Origin of the sequence: Kouleothrix sp., from assembly GCF_046328425.1 — a bacterium.
GTDB lineage: Bacteria > Chloroflexota > Chloroflexia > Chloroflexales > Roseiflexaceae > Kouleothrix.
On sequence record NZ_JAXLWP010000010.1, the window covers coordinates 102,578 to 117,430 of the forward strand.

9 protein-coding genes are annotated in these 14,853 nt (G+C 66.9%); 5 read left to right on the forward strand and 4 right to left on the reverse strand.

Annotated elements, in window-relative coordinates; genetic code table 11:
• Positions 1–78 precede the first annotated feature (78 nt).
• A complete protein-coding gene (locus U0177_RS11010) occupies positions 79–1,296 on the reverse strand; it encodes an ROK family protein (protein ID WP_409570675.1) in 1,218 nt (405 codons plus the stop codon).
• 493 nt (positions 1,297–1,789) lie between these two features.
• On the opposite strand from U0177_RS11010, the gene U0177_RS11015 reads away from it, so the two are divergent.
• Complete coding sequence (locus U0177_RS11015) at positions 1,790–6,469, forward strand: glycoside hydrolase family 66 protein (RefSeq protein WP_409570676.1); 4,680 nt, start codon at positions 1,790–1,792, stop codon at positions 6,467–6,469.
• 547 nt (positions 6,470–7,016) lie between these two features.
• Here the strand turns inward: U0177_RS11015 and U0177_RS11020 are convergent.
• From U0177_RS11020 to U0177_RS11030, 3 genes are all read right to left on the reverse strand, one after another.
• Positions 7,017–9,056: an SPFH domain-containing protein gene (locus U0177_RS11020; protein ID WP_409570677.1), complete on the reverse strand. Its 2,040-nt coding sequence runs from the start codon at positions 9,054–9,056 to the stop codon at positions 7,017–7,019.
• 195 nt (positions 9,057–9,251) lie between these two features.
• Complete coding sequence (locus U0177_RS11025; protein WP_409570678.1) at positions 9,252–9,620, reverse strand: VOC family protein; 369 nt, start codon at positions 9,618–9,620, stop codon at positions 9,252–9,254.
• 198 nt (positions 9,621–9,818) lie between these two features.
• Positions 9,819–11,240 carry an NAD(P)/FAD-dependent oxidoreductase gene (locus U0177_RS11030; protein WP_409570679.1) on the reverse strand — a complete coding sequence of 474 codons (1,422 nt, stop codon included), beginning with the start codon at positions 11,238–11,240 and terminating at the stop codon, positions 9,819–9,821.
• 145 nt (positions 11,241–11,385) lie between these two features.
• On the opposite strand from U0177_RS11030, the gene U0177_RS11035 reads away from it, so the two are divergent.
• The 4 genes from U0177_RS11035 to U0177_RS11050 all read left to right on the forward strand — a co-directional run bounded on the left by U0177_RS11035 (position 11,386) and on the right by U0177_RS11050 (position 14,819).
• Positions 11,386–11,745 (forward strand): lipopolysaccharide assembly protein LapA domain-containing protein, encoded by a 360-nt coding sequence (locus U0177_RS11035; RefSeq protein WP_409570680.1) that lies wholly within the window; start codon positions 11,386–11,388, stop codon positions 11,743–11,745.
• Positions 11,742–12,905, forward strand: coding sequence for a CaiB/BaiF CoA transferase family protein (locus tag U0177_RS11040; protein WP_409570681.1), 1,164 nt, complete (start codon positions 11,742–11,744; stop codon positions 12,903–12,905). The genes U0177_RS11035 and U0177_RS11040 overlap by 4 nt, the downstream gene beginning before the upstream one ends.
• A gap of 85 nt (positions 12,906–12,990) precedes the next feature.
• A complete protein-coding gene (locus tag U0177_RS11045; protein ID WP_409570682.1) occupies positions 12,991–13,914 on the forward strand; it encodes an N-acetyltransferase family protein in 924 nt (307 codons plus the stop codon).
• A 266-nt stretch (positions 13,915–14,180) separates the two neighbouring features.
• Entirely contained in the window at positions 14,181–14,819 is a 639-nt protein-coding gene (locus U0177_RS11050; protein ID WP_409570683.1) for a hypothetical protein, read from the forward strand.
• Positions 14,820–14,853 lie beyond the last annotated feature (34 nt).

Genomic DNA, 14,853 nt, shown 5'->3' on the forward strand with positions numbered 1-14,853 from the left:
CTACTTTAGCTGCGAAAAGGCAACACAAAGCCAGCGCCGGGCGGTTGGGCCGCCGCCCGACGACGATACAGGCGCAGATCAGGCGTTGGTTGGTAAGATCAGCGACGCGCGCGTCTTCTCGTCGCGGTACAGATCCGGCCTGAACAGCTCTTCGAGCATCAGGCTGGCCGCGCCGCGCGCCCACGCGTCGTCGCCCCACGGCTCGACCACCAGGCGCATGTCGTCGAAGAAGCCGTTGAAGCAGTGTGCCTGGAGTGTTTCCTGCAGCGACTCTTGCAGCAGGTCGAGCATGCGCGCGCCCTCGCCGCCGATCACCAGCAGCGGCGGGTTGAAAATATTCACCAGATCGGCGATGGCCATGCCGAGCGTGCGCCCGGCCGCCGCGAAGATGCCCTGCGCCGTCGTGTCGCCGTGGCGGGCCAGCGCCACGGCCGCGTCCATCGTAAACTCGCGATCAAAGGCATTGTGCAGGCGCCGCAATATCGCCGGCTCGGCCACCAGCGCCTCGAGGCAGCCGCGCTTGCCGCAGTCGCAGCGCGGGCCGTCGGGCACCATCGTCAGGTGGCCGAACTCGCCGCCGCCGCCGCATCCGCCGCGGTACAGGTGGCCGTTCAGCACCATGCCCATGCCGATGCCGCGGCCCAGCGTCACCACCAGGAAGTCGCTCACGCCGACGCCCGCGCCAAACCAGTGCTCGGCCATGGTCAGCGTGTTGACGTCGTTCTCGATCACCACCGGCAGGTTCAGCTGCTGCTCGAGCATATGCCGCAGCGGCACGTTGCGCCACTGCAGAAACGGCGAGAAGCGCAAGATCCCCTGGCGGCGATCGATCACGCCGGCCATGCCTAGCCCCACGCCAAAGATCCGCCGCTCGGGATGCGCCGCGCGCAGCTGCTCGACCAAGTCGGCCAGCGCCTGCACTACCGCCTCGGGCCGGTGATCGCTGCCGAGCCCGGTGTCGCGCTGCTCGATCACCTCGGCGTTCAGGTCGGTCAGCGCCGCGACGATCTGTGTTTCGGTGAGCTTGACGCCGATCACCAGCCCGGCCTGCGGGTTCAGCGCCAGCAAGATCGGCCGCCGCCCGCCCGTCGATACGCCGGCTTCGTGCTCGTACAGCAGCCCGTGGTCGATCAGCGCGTTGGTAATGCCCGAGACGGTGGCTAGGCTCAGGTGCGCGGCTTCGGCGATGTCGGTGCGCGAGATCGGCCCGTGATCGCGCACCAGGCTCAGCACCAACGACTGGTTGATCTCGCGGATGAGCTGGCGGTTGCCCGAGCGTAAGCGCAGCGGCATCATACTTTGCTCAGTGATAGAAGTTTCTTTGTTCGGTGAAGCAAGAATAGCACGCGCGCCGGGGGCTGTCAAGAGGCAGTTTGTGCGCGGCGGCGGTGTTCGGCCCGGATAGCGCGCCTGCGCACGGCTTGTCGCCGCCGCACGCCGTCGATTGGCCGGTTGAACCAGGATGCTTTGCCGCCTGACTGAAGCAAGCTTCCGGCGCTGCTGTGCAAACTTGCTTTTGAGTCTTGACAAACCCCGTGTAATCTACTATAGTTTTTTCGTTCACCGAAGTAACCGCAACGTCAATCGCCTGTCTGGAAGGTGTTTCCTTACCCGGCAACGGCCACGCACCGTGCTCGCGCGCGCCGTGCGGCGGCGCGTTGGCGTATGCGAAAGGAGGCGGGCCGCTTTCTACGGCATAGTTCACCGTTTCAGCCAGCACCGCTGCTGCAACACTGCGCTGCTGCCCGTAGCAGCGCAAAACAATGCGTACTCATCGAGGAGGTATTCCGTGATACGACGGGGTCGTCTTGGGCTGATCATTGCGATCATTCTGGCCCTTGTGGCGCCGGCTGTTGTCCCCTCCCCTGCCGGCATTGTCTTCCGCACTCCTACGGCCGAGGCCGCGATCACCGGCAATCTGATCAGCCGGGTGTACGTCGATAAGGCTCGCTATGCCCCCGGAAACGTCGCTACTATTACCGTCGAGTGTCTGAACAAGACTGGCGTGGCCTGGAGCGGCAACCTCGCGCTCACGATCACGCACAACGAGGCTACTACCTACACCGCCAGCCAGGCGGTTACCCTCAACCCGAACGTCGCCACCAATGTCACCTTCACCTGGACAACCCCGGCAGGCGACTTCCAGGGCTACCACGTCGAGGTGCGCGCCGGCACCGCCGACTACGGCGCCTCGGCGATCGATGTCTCGAGCAGCTGGACGCGCTTCCCGCGCTATGGCTACATGACCGAGTACCCCACCGGCGAGTCGGCCGGCACCAGCACCGCGAACATGCAAGAGCTGGAGCGCAACTATCACATCAACGCCATCCAGTTCTACGACTGGATGTGGCGCCACGATAAGCTGATCAAGCGCACCGGCGGCGTGATCGATTCCAGCTGGACCGACTGGAGCGGCAAGACGATCAACTGGCAGACGCTGCAAAATCAGATCAGCGCCGCGCACACGCTCAACATGGCGGCGATGGCCTACGATATCATCTATGGCGCGCTCGATAACTACCAGCCTACCTCGGGCGTCGACCCGCAGTGGGGCCTGTACGACGATGCCAACCACGCCAACCAGTGGAACTTCAACTTCGGCGACGCGTACCCGAACGTGCATATGTACATGTTCAACCCGGCCAACAGCAACTGGCAGAGCTATATCTCGGGCCAGTTCAACGACGCGCTGAACAATGGCTTCGACGGTATGCACCTCGACCAGCTCGGCCAGAACGACAACAAGAAAGACTACAACGGCCAGCTGGTCGACCTGCCGAACACCTTCGCCGGCTACGCCAACAACGTCAAGGCTGCCTTCCCCGCCGGCAAAAAGATGACCTACAACATCGTGAACGGCGGCGTCGGCACCTGGGGCGCCTATAACGTCGCCCACTTCAGCAACAGCGACTTCGACTACAGCGAGCAGTGGGACAACGCGACCACCTACCAGAACCTGAAGGACGAGGTGGCGTCGTTCAAGACGCTCGACGGCAACAAGGCGGTGGTGCTGGCCGCCTACATGAACTACTACGAGGACAACGGCCCGCGCACCGAGGCCGAGACCGCCACCCGCAACGGTGTGACCACGAACACCAACCACACCGGCTACACCGGCACCGGCTTCGTCGACGGCTTCGACGCGATCGGCGACTACGTGCAGTTTTCGGTGACGGTGCCCGAGGACGGCAAGTACGCGCTGGTGTTCCGCTACAGCAACGGCACCGCCAACCTGCCGACCCGCACGGTGTACGTCGACGGCGCGAACAACGGCGCGCTCACGTTCTACCCCACCCGCGACGGCAACGGCAACCCCTCGTGGGACGCCTGGCTGTACGACGCCTACAAGGTCGTAACGCTGACTGCCGGCGCACACACGGTCAAGCTGTCGTACGACGCCGGCAACTCCGGCGCGATCAACCTGGACAACCTGGTGCTCGGCACCTTCGACGAGCCGGCTGTGCGCCTGGCCGACGCGGCCATGGCGGCGGCCGGGGCCACGCACATCGAGCTGGGCAACCGCGACCAAATGCTGGCGCACCCGTACTTCCCGAACAACTACAAGCAGATGCGCTCGGGCCTGCTTGCCGCGATGAAAGAGCACTACGACTTCATCACCGCCTACGAGAACCTGCTGTTCGACCCGAGCGTGCATAACGCCGACAACGGCTCGCAGTTCGTGAAGATCACCGGGCAGACCACCAGCGGCGACGCGTCGGGCAACACGATCTGGACGCAGATCCGCCACGGCGGCGGCTACGACATGATCCATCTGATCAACCTGCTGGGCAACGACAACCAGTGGCGCAACGCCGCCAGCACGCCCGGCACTGTCAACAACCTGCCGGTGAAGTACTATATCGGCCAGGGCACGACGATCAGCGGCGTGTACGTCGCCAGCCCCGAGATCGAGCACGGCGCCAGCACGTCGCTCAGCTACACCACCAGCAGCGACGCCGGCGGCACGTATATCTCGTTCACCGTGCCCAGCCTGACCTACTGGGACATGGTCTACGTCAAGCTGAGCGTGGCGGCGCCGGGCGGCGGCCAGTACGAGGCCGAGTCGGGCATCCGCAGCAGCACCACCACCAACACCAACCACACCGGCTACACCGGCACCGGCTTCGTCGACGGCTTCTCGGCCGCCAACACCGGCGTGTCGTTCGTGATCAACGCGCCGGCCGCCGACAACTACACGCTGCGCTTCCGCTACGCCAACGCCGGGTCGAGCGCCACGCGCGGCCTGTTCGTCGACGGCGCGAGCGCCGGGACGCTGACCTTCCGGCCGCTGTACAACTGGGATATGTGGGAGACGGTCGAGACGACGATCCAGCTCTCGGCCGGGCTGCACTCGGTGGTGCTATGGTACGGCGGGGGCAACTCCGGCGCGATCAACCTCGACAACATGGTGGTGCTGGAGCAGACCACCCCGGCGGCGCGCTCGGCCACCAGCCTGTGGATGAACAACTGGAGCAACCTGGTCGGCGTTCACATGGCCAGCAAGCTCAGCCCGGCCGACAACGGCACCTACGGCCCGCGCCTGGCCGAGCTGCACTGGAGCGGCGACTGGGGCACCAACCAGCTGAACGACGCGACCGGCTTCTTCCGCGACGAGACCAGCGCCACCAAGTACAACAACGCGCACGCCTTCGACTCGGAGGCCTGGATGGAGAGCGACGGCACGATCACCACGCGCTACCTGAACTACAACGGCGCCGGCGTGCCGGTGCAGGTGACCAAGCAGTACGCGATGGTGCCGAACCAGAACTTCCTGGTCGTCAAGTATACCTTCCAGAACCTAACCAACAGCGCGCGCACGTTCAACTTCCTCGAGCAGGCACACCTCAACAACAAGACCAGCGGCAACCAATCGCCGAACTGGCAGCACGGCTGGTGGGACGTAAGCCGCAACGCGCTCGGCACCGACATGAGCCAGTCGGGCCAGTTCTACATCGAGCTGGGCGCGTTCCAGGCGATGGACTCGCACCAGGTCGGCAACGACGCGAACTCGAACCCGGCCGACGTCAACTCGGCGCCGTGGTACCAGTTCGACTCGGCCGGCACGCTGAAGAACAACGGCGACATCTGGAGCCAGAACCTCGACCTGGGCTTCCAGAAGTCGATCTCGCTGGCCGCCAACGGCAGCGCCTCGCTGGCGCTGTACTACGCGATCGGCAGCAACCAGGCCGCCGCCGAGAGCGCCGCCGACACTGCGCGCGCCCAGACTGCGGCGTACTGGTTCACGCAGACGGCCACGGCCTACACCAACTGGCTCAACGCCGGCAGCCGGATCAACCTCGCCGACACCGGCCTGAACACCGCGTTCGACCGCAGCCTGGTGATCAACAAGCAGGCCCAGCAGCCGGCGTTCGGCTCGTGGCCCGCCGCCACCAACCCGGCCTACGCCTACAAGGTGTGGGTGCGCGACTCGGCCGTGACGGCGATGGGCATGGACGCCACCGGGCACCTCGCCGAGGCCGAGAAGTACTGGAACTGGATGGCCTCGGTGCAGAACGTCGACGGCACCTGGCATACCAACTACAGCGTCTGGCAGGCCAACCAGTACATTGCGTTCGTCGAGCCCGAGCACGACGCGATCGGCCTGTTCCTGGTGGGCGTGTACCGGCACTACAACCTCGTGAAAGCCACCAACGCCCCGGCCGCGACGGCGTTCCTGAACGGCATCTGGACACAGGTGACGCGCGCGGGCGACTTCATCCGCAATAGCATCGGTAGCAACGGCTTCGGCGCGATCGACGCGTCGATCTGGGAAGAGTCGCCGCTTGAGTACAACACCTTCACCCAGGTGACGTACGCCGAGGGCTTGAACGCCGGCAAATACCTGGCGACCGAGAAGGCCGACACGACCCGCGCGAACAACTACCTGGCGAGCGCGCAGACCATCCGCAACGCCACCACGCGCTCGTACCAGGCGTCGCCCTACCGCGGCCTGTGGAACGACACCAACCGCTACTTCAACCGCGCCGTGAACGGCGACGGAACCGCGCGCACGCTGGTCGACTCTTCCTCCGACCTGCTGTGGGTGTTCGGCGTGCTGCCCTCCAGCGACACGCGCGTGCTCGACCACCGCATCAAGGTGCTCAGCACGATCACGCACGACAACTGGGGCATCGCGCGCTACCAGGGCGATGAGTTCTATCATTCCAGCATCTACAGCCCTGGCGGCGCAAACGAGGCCAATGCGGCCGAGCCGGTGTGGCCGCAGATGGTGATGTACGCCGCGATGCAAGAGCACTGGAGCGGCAACGATACCTGGGCGCTGGCGCGGCTGCAGTGGTACGCTAGCCGTACCGGGCGCGGCTTCGTCACGCCCGGCGAGGCGGTAGACTGGACGAACGGCCAGCCGCTGATCAGCACCGCCGCCGAGCCGGTGACCGGCGCCTGGTACCAGATGGCCGCGCTGACCTACCTCAACCAGTTCGACACGCGGCTGCCGGCTATTCCCTAGGCCTACGCCGGCGGCTTCTACGGTGCAGTCCCCGCTCTGCCATCGCGGCAGAGCGGGGAATGCGCGGTTGGGCGAGCGGCGCGAGCGCGCCGGTGCCGCTCCGGCGCCGGTGGTCATGCTGCGCGGCGGCTACGGTTTTACCCGCCCGCTCAAACACAAAACTCACTGAGTACCAGCGCTCGCGCACGCACGACCGGCCCGCAGCGCCGCGCACCGCCGAAGCAGTATGCGCGACGGCGGAAGGAATGGCTCGCTACCAGGGAAGCAACGCCTGAACGACACGAAGGAGCACCGCGCACCGCTGAAGCAATGCCCGAATGCGTGCAGCCGGGCCGCAAGCGCGCTGCGGCATAGCCCGAGCGCGGCGAAGCGGCGGCTGAGGCGCGGTGAAGGAGCCACTGAAGCACAGCCGGCGCGGGTGATCGTAGGCGAAGATCGCCATGCGCGCATAGCTTGATCGCGCGTGGCACAGGCAGGAGGGTGCAAGGCCGCCTTGCACCCTCCTGTGGCCGAACGGTGGCTGTGGCGTAGCCGCCTGGCGGCGGCGCTAGCTCTTCGGCCCGAGCGGCGTGGTCGGCACGGTCGCCGGCGACGCGACCGCCGGCGCGGCCTCCTGGGCACGGCTGGCCAGCAGCCCATCGCGGATCTGCCTGCGCAGCGCCTCGACCTCGGGCGCGGCGGCGTTGCCATTGCTGTTGATCTGCACGCCCATGCGCTCGGAGAGCAGCATCGCCAGCAAGCCCTCCATCAGGCTGCCGCCGCCCGCCGCGCCATTGCCGTTTGCGCCGCCGCCCACCACCATGCGCGGCACAACGTCGACCCCGGCGTGCTCGATCGCCTCGGCGAAGCGGCTCATCACCTGCTGTGTCACCTGGAACTGCGGCCCGCCGTAGGCGCGCACCTTCTCTTCGATCGCAATCGCCTCGCCGATGCCAATGCGCGCGGCCTTCTCGGCCTCGGCCTCGGCCAGCGCGCGGATCTGCGCGGCCTGCTGCAGCGAGCGCTGGTACTCGGCCTTGCCCTGGTTGCTCTGCACAGTGATGCTGATCTCCGACTCGGTCAGCGCCTGCTGCTGGCGCGCGCGCGACTCGGCCTCGCGCAGCTCGCGCTCTTTCACGGCGGCCTTCTCCTGGCGATTGTAGGTCTCGATCTGCTCCTCGGCGATCTGGCGCGCGCGCAGCTGCGTCAGGATCTGCTCGATCTTCTGGTCGCCCTGCGACGACGTCGGCGTGCCAATCAGCACCTCTTCCAGCTCGAGGTTGTAGTGCGCGAACTTCTCGCGCATCTGCTCGCCCGAGAGGCTCTGGATCACGCTGCGGTCCTGGATCAGCTGGATCAGCGTGCGCGTCTGGCCGATGTTCTTGAAGTACGCCGACACCATCGGGTCGAGCGTCTGCTCGACCAGGCGCTTCACGTCGCCGAAGCGCTGGATCACCAGCGGCGCCTGGCGGTAGTCGATATGCACCACCACCGAGAGCGGCAGCGATGGCTCGAACGCATCCTTGGTGATCAGCGAGATCTCGGCCAGGTTCTCGTCGAGCCGGTGCGCGCCGGTCTCGCTGCGGTTCCACTTCAGGATGATATTCGTGGTCGGCACCATGATCACCTTGCCGGCGTAGGTGTTGAAGGCGTACTTGCCCGGCAGCAGCGGCGTATTCCAGACGCCCCGGCTGCCCTGCGATACCATCTCGCCGTGCTTGTACTCCTCGCCCGAGAGATCGATGCCGACATCGCCGGTGTACGAGACGACCACGCCAACGTTGCCGACCTCGATGATCGTTTTGGGGATCATCTCGACGGTGGCGAACAGGCGGTTGATGTAGTACGTGCCCTCGACCAGCACCTGCAGCTGGCGGCCGCGCATGCCGCCGGCCAGCAGAAAGCGCTCGGGGTCCTGGAAGTTATTGTGGTAGGTCGCGGTGTCGCTGGCGGTGTCGCCGACGGTGGGCGCGATGATTTCGCCCTGCGGGAGCGACGGCCCGTCGTGTACCGTCACGATGCCCACCAGGTCGTCGGCGCCTTTGATCACCACCGGCTGGAAGCCGCCGCGCTCGCGGATCAGCTCGACCATGCGCTTGAACACCGCGTCTTCGTTGCGGTCGAGCGCAAGGTAGTAGATCGTGTCTTCAGTCAGCACGACGAACTGCGCCAGGTTGATCGCGTAGGTGCCTTCGCGCAAGATCTGGCGCTGCGGGCCTTTCTGGCCGCCGTTTGCGAGGAAGGTGCCAACATCCTGGAAGTCGCCGGCGCGCACATTCGAGCCGAGCGCCTGTGTTGGCTCGAGCGGCAGGCCGTCGCGCGCGAAGACGTAGCCGATCTTGCCCTGCGGGATCGTCACCAGCGGTACGCTGTGGATGCGGAACTGAAACGGCGTGAGCACGTGCCAGCCGCCGCGCAGTACGTTCGGCTGGAAGCCGGCCTCGCCGCGCAGCGCGATAAAGCCGCTCTTGATCGATCCGCGCCCGCTGACCAGCTTCTCGATGATGCCGACGCGGTTGTTCGGGATGTAGCGGATGAAGCCGGATGCGAAGACCAGCAGAAGTATCAGGCCGAGGCCAATGCCTACGATGGTGAGAATGCCTCCCATACAGGTGATCCTTTCTTAGGCGGCTGCTTTCAATGCGGTGCGGCACGTCGCTTTCATGTACGCTTGGCGCGCTGGCGGGTTACACTGTTTCTCTACATACCGAACGTAGCGCACCGCTCGTTTTGGCAAAGCTCGTGTAAAAGAAAACGCGCAGCGACGGTTGTCGCTGCGCGTGCGTGCCGTGTTGCCGAGGAGCTACGCCGCCGAGGTATCGGCCTGCATCAGGCCGAAGGCGTTGCCTTCGCTGTCGGTGCAGTAAGCCAGGTAGCCGACGCCGGGCACCGGGCCTTTTGGCATCATCACTGTGCCGCCGCTCGCCGTGACCTTGGCGATCGTGTCGTCGATCGAGTCGACATTGATGGTGTTGATCACCGGCACGGGCTGCTGCTCGCGCGATACGATTGCGCCGTCGATGCCGGGCGTGCTTGGGTCGCCGGTCGACACCAGCCAGTACTCCATCGGCCCGTCCCACTTGAAGATGTTCCAGCCGAACACCTCGCGGTAGAATGTGATCGCCCGATCCATGTTCTCTGCGCTTAGCTCGAAGTGCGCTACACGGCCCATGCTGCTGCCTCCTTAACTTCGTTCCCACACACGTGGTTTACGGCCGAAGGGTATGCATCGCGGCGAACAGAAGACCGCCGCGGTGAGTGAGTGCTGCGCGCTGAAGGGAAATACTGCCTATAGTATAGAACTTTTGTTCTGTTTTGTCAAGGGTATTACGCGTTAAAATTGTAAAAGATTTGCGAAGGCGGCGCGGCGCTACAGCTGGCCCGAGTCGCCCCAGCTGGCCAGCAGCTGCTGGTAGGCCGGGTCGTCGTAGCGCGCGAGCGCGAGCGCCGGGGCGTAGCCTGGCAGCGCGCCGCCCGCGATGTAGCTCGCCAGCAGCTCGCCGGCGGCGCACGCGGCCATCAGGCCATAGCCCGAGAGCGCGCCGACGACATACGCGCCCTCCACCGGCAGCGGCCCGATCAGCGGGCGGTTCTCGCGCGTCTTGGTGTAGTAGCCGCCGTCGATATACGGCTTGGGCGCGCGGTCGAAGTAGCGCGCCAGGCCCGGCAGCATCACCGACATGCCGCGCAGCGCAAGCTCGGGATAGTACGCCTCGGCGCGCACGGGAAAGGTCGGCTCGACCGGCTCGGCGTGGAAGTTCCACAAGATCAGCAGCACCGCGCCGCCGCTGTGCCCTTCGGGCCGGCAGTGCACGCCGGGCGGCAGCTCGCCCAGCATCCAGGCGCTGTCGGGGTCGTCGGCCAGCGCCTCGCGCTCGTCGGCGCCCCACGGCAGCCGCACCGGGTCGGCCCAGATCAGCATAGGCGCCTCGCGCGGCACCACGCCCAGGTGCTCGTTGAAGGCGATCTTGATATGGCGCTCCGAGAAGATCGGCAGCTCGACGCCCAGCAGCCGCGCGACCTGGCCGGCCAGGGGGCCTGCGGCATTCACAAAGCACGGCGTAGCGATCGCCAGCGCCTCGCCGCCCTCGCGCTCGACGCGCACCCCGCGCACGCGCCCGCCGGCTATGTCTACCCCTACCACACTGCCGCGCAGCAGCCGCACGCCGTGCGCGGGCGCCTGCTCGAGCAGGTACATGCCCAGTTGCTGCGCGCTGAACCAGCCGCAGCGGCGCGCGTGCAGCACCGCCACGACGTCCTCGGCCAGGTACGGGAAGTGCGCGCGGATCAGCTCGCGGTCGAGCAGCAGGTCCGCGCCGTCGAGCGGGCTGTCGAAGCCGTGGGGGCTCGCCGGGATGTACGGCCCATGCGCGCCGGGCGCCGGGTGCCGCGCATCGGCGTTGCCCTGGCTCGCGCGGCCGTGCACGCGCAGCGGCCCGGCCCCCAGGCTCGCCGCCTCCTCGCCCGCGCGCCGCAGCACGTCTACCTGCTCCGGGTCGGCGGTGGCGTAGACGTAGCCGCGCCGGTTCAGGCGGATGGCGTTGTCGCTGGCGCGCGCAATGCCTTCCAGCAGGTCGATACTGCGGCTCATGAAGCGCACCATGGTGTCGCCCGGGCCGGGCCACCAGTTGCGGTAGCACTCGGTCGATTTGTCGCTGGTGAGCGACAGCGGCGCGCCCTGCTCGACCAGCAGCACGTCGGTGATGCCGCGCTCGACGGCCAGGTAGTAGGCCGCGGCCACGCCGGCGATCCCGGCGCCGCAGATCACGACATCGGCGGAGGCTTTGGTCATGGCGGTTGCTCCTGTTGTGGCGGAAAACGCGCCTATTCTAGCATGCTGCTCGCCGCTGATGTACGCCGGTGCGCGGGCTGTGGCGCTTCGAGTATAATGCAGCGTGGTACTATTGCGGATGCAGAGCTACTGCGAAGGAGCCGATATGACGCGCTACCTGGTGCTGATCCCGCTGCTGATTGTCGCGGTGCTGCTGGTGCTGTTTGGCGTGCAGAACACCCAGGTTGTAACGATCCGCTTTCTGTCGTACAGCGTCGAGAATCTATCGGTATCGCTGGTGATCGTGATCGCCGCGCTGTTCGGCGCGCTGCTGGTGGCGCTGCTGAACCTGTGGGCCGGCGTGCAGCGCTCGCTGCGCCAGCGCGGCGAGCGCAAGGAGCGCGCCGACATGGCTGCGCGCCACCTGGCGCTGCAGAAGCGCGTGGCTGAGCTTGAGCGCGAGAACGCCGGCCTGCGCGACGACGCGGCGCGGCCCAAGAGCGCGCCAACTTCGGCGGCCAAATGAGCGCTGGCCTGGGCCGGGCGCTGGCCGGCCTGCGCGTGCTCGATCTCACGCGGCTGCTGCCCGGCGGCTTCTGCACGCTGGTGCTGGCCGACCTTGGCGCCGACGTGCTGAAGATCGAGGAGCCCGGCCGCGGCGACTACCTGCGCGCCTTTCCGCCGCTCGGCCACACGCAGAGCGTGCTGTTCACCGCGCTGAACCGTGGCAAGCGCAGCCTGACGCTCAACCTGAAGAGCGAGCGCGGGCGCGAGCTGCTGCTCGCGCTGGCCTGCCGCGCCGACGTGCTGGTCGAGAGCTTCCGGCCGGGCGTGCTGGCGCGGCTGGGCCTGGAGTACGCCGCGCTGCGCGACGCCAACCCGCGGCTGGTCGTATGCTCGATCAGTGGCTTCGGGCAGCGCGGCCCACTCAGCGGCCGCGTCGGCCACGATCTGAACTACCTGGGCTATGCTGGCGCGCTGCCGCAGCTCGCGCCGCGCGAAGGCCCGCCGCTGGTGCCGGGGGTGCAGCTGGCCGACATCGGCGGCGGCGCCATGCCTGCGGCGATCGCCATCCTGGCGGCGCTGCTGGCGCGCGAGCGCGGCGCGAAGGGCCAGTATATCGACATCGCCATGACCGACGGCGTGCTGCACTGGATGGCGCTGCTGGCCGCCGAGCAGTGGGCCACCGGCGCGGCGCCGCGCAGCGGCCACGGCCCGATCTCGGGCGGCTACGCCTGCTACAGCGTCTACGCCGCCGCCGACGGCCGCGCGCTCACGGTTGCCGCCGTCGAGCCGCAGTTCTGGGCCAACCTCTGCCGCCTGCTCGATCGAGCCGAATATATTGGGCAGCAGTACGCGCCCTGGCCGGCGCAACAGGCGATCTTCGGCGATCTCGCGGCGCTGTTCGCCACCCGCACGCGCGACGAATGGCTGGAGCTGTTCGGCGACGCCGAGGTGTGCGTCGGGCCGGCGCTCGATCTGCCCGAGGCGCTCGAGCTGCACGCCCGGCGCGCGTTTCTGCTTGACCAGCCGGGCGAAGGGCGCCTGCGCCAGCTCGGCGGGCTGTTTGGCGCCACTGCGGCGCTGCCGGCCCCGGCGCTTGGCCAGCACACCGGCGAAACGCTCGCCGCGCTGGGCCTGGGCGAAGCCGAGATTGCCGGCCTGCGCGCCAGCGGCGTGGTGTGAGCAATCCGCCGCGTAAACCGTGCCATCAGCAATCCATCCAAGGCGAAGTATAATAGGCGCGTAGCCGTTTATCTGCAGGTAACGTATGGATATACGCAACCTCGAAGAAGCCGATCTGCCCGCCGTGCTCGAGCTGTGCCGGCGCTCGCTGCCACTGGACGAGTTCGAGCTTACGCCGCTGCGCCGCCGCCTGATCGAGGAGCCCAACCGCAACCCTAGCTACCAGCTGTGCCTGTGGGACGACGCGCGCCTGGTGGGCGTGATGTTTGGCGGCACGCGCCGCCTGCACGACGGCCACACCCTGCTGCCGCACGAGCGCGCCGTCGGCATCCTGCAGCTGTTCGCCGTCGACCCTGACTACCGGCGGCGCGGCCTGGCGGGGCGTATGCTCACGACGCTGGGCCAGCGCATGCACGGCCGCGGCCTTAGCTGGCTGCGCTGCGGCAATTTCGCGCCCAGCTACTTCTGGCCGGGCGTCGATCTGCGCTATACGCCGGGGCTGTGCTTCCTGCTGCGCCACGGCTTTCACCGCAAGGGCGACGCGGTGAATATGGAGGTGGACCTGACCGCGCACGATTGGGATACCAGCGCCGCAGAGGCGCGCCTGGCCGCCGACGGCTTCAGCATTCGCCGCCTGCTCCCCGGCGACCAGGCCGCGCTGAGCGAGTGGGTGCACGCCGAGTGGGGGTCGATCTGGCAGTGGGAGGCGCTAAGCACCTACGCGAACGACCCGGTGTCGGCATTCGTAGCGCTCAAGGAGGGCAAGCTGTGCGCCTTCGCCTGCTACGATACCTCGTCGTTCCGCAATGTCTTCGGCCCCACCGGCACCGCCGAAGATCAGCGCTGGAAGGGCCTGGGCCGCGTGCTGCTGCTGCGCTGCCTGCGCGATCTGCGCGAGCTGGGCTTCGAGCGCGCCGAGATCAGCTGGGTCGGGCCGATCTCGTTCTATGCCCGCACCGTCGACGCGGCGATCAATCGCTCGTTCTACTGGCTCGAGAAGGAGCTGTGAGCCGGCCCGCGCGTAGGCCCTGTAACTGACAGGACTTAGGCGGTCGCCTGCGCTATCGGCTTGTTCTGCCTGCGGCAGCATGGTACTTCGCTTGCTTTTGTGCTGAGATGTTGGCGCAAAGCGCCAACATCTCAGCACCATCCATGAAAAAGTACCGCTCTGCCGAAGGCAAAACGCGCACCGCGTAGGCCCTGTAACTGATCTGTGGTAGCATGCCGCCGAGCCGCCCGAAGAATACACGCAGGGCGGCCGCGAGCGAGGACGATATGGCTGCGAAAGACAACGAACCAAGTATCTTCGACCCGGCCGGCATGCTGTTTGGCATGCAGGCCGCCAGCATTGAGGCCTGGACGGCGGCGATGCTGCGGGTGATGAATACCGAAGAGTACACGCGTGCGGCCGGCGCGCTGATCGATAGCTACCTGGCCGGCTCGGCGCCATTCCGCAAGCTTGTCGATAGCATGATGGCCGAGTTCGTTCAGTCGGAAACCTATGCCGCGAGCATGCGCGCGCTGCTCGATAGCTACCTGGCAAGCTCCGCGCCGCTACGCCAGATGCTCGAGGCGGTGATGCGCCAGGGCCTTGCCAGCATGGCCGAGGCGCGCGGCCTGGCGCCAAACTTCGCCGGCTGGCTCGACCCGCTGGGCATGCTGCCGGCGATGCGCGGCGCCATGCTCGAAAACTGGATGGGCCAGTCGCCGCCGGCGATTGTTCAGCAGATGCTCGAGCAGAGCATGACCCAGGTGCTGGTGCAGCTCAACATGCCGACCCGCACCGACGTCACGAGCATTAGCGACCGGCTGAACCAGCTCGATTTGCGGCTCGACGAGATTGAGGCGCGGCTTGACAAGATCGCCGGCGAGCCACGCAAGCCGTCGGCACCGCGCAAGCGCACCTCCGGGTAGCCCGCAAGTCGCCGCTGCTCAGCGCGCATCAGGT

What these genes read in the sequence shown, in the direction of transcription:
- U0177_RS11010 (WP_409570675.1), bottom strand. Translation starts at nt 1,296, where the DNA reads ATGATGCCGCTGCGCTTACGCTCGGGCAACCGCCAGCTCATCCGCGAG.
- U0177_RS11020 (WP_409570677.1), bottom strand. Translation starts at nt 9,056, where the DNA reads ATGGGAGGCATTCTCACCATCGTAGGCATTGGCCTCGGCCTGATACTT.
- U0177_RS11025 (WP_409570678.1), bottom strand. Translation starts at nt 9,620, where the DNA reads ATGGGCCGTGTAGCGCACTTCGAGCTAAGCGCAGAGAACATGGATCGG.
- U0177_RS11030 (WP_409570679.1), bottom strand. Translation starts at nt 11,240, where the DNA reads ATGACCAAAGCCTCCGCCGATGTCGTGATCTGCGGCGCCGGGATCGCC.
- U0177_RS11035 (WP_409570680.1), top strand. Translation starts at nt 11,386, where the DNA reads ATGACGCGCTACCTGGTGCTGATCCCGCTGCTGATTGTCGCGGTGCTG.
- U0177_RS11040 (WP_409570681.1), top strand. Translation starts at nt 11,742, where the DNA reads ATGAGCGCTGGCCTGGGCCGGGCGCTGGCCGGCCTGCGCGTGCTCGAT.
- U0177_RS11045 (WP_409570682.1), top strand. Translation starts at nt 12,991, where the DNA reads ATGGATATACGCAACCTCGAAGAAGCCGATCTGCCCGCCGTGCTCGAG.
- U0177_RS11050 (WP_409570683.1), top strand. Translation starts at nt 14,181, where the DNA reads ATGGCTGCGAAAGACAACGAACCAAGTATCTTCGACCCGGCCGGCATG.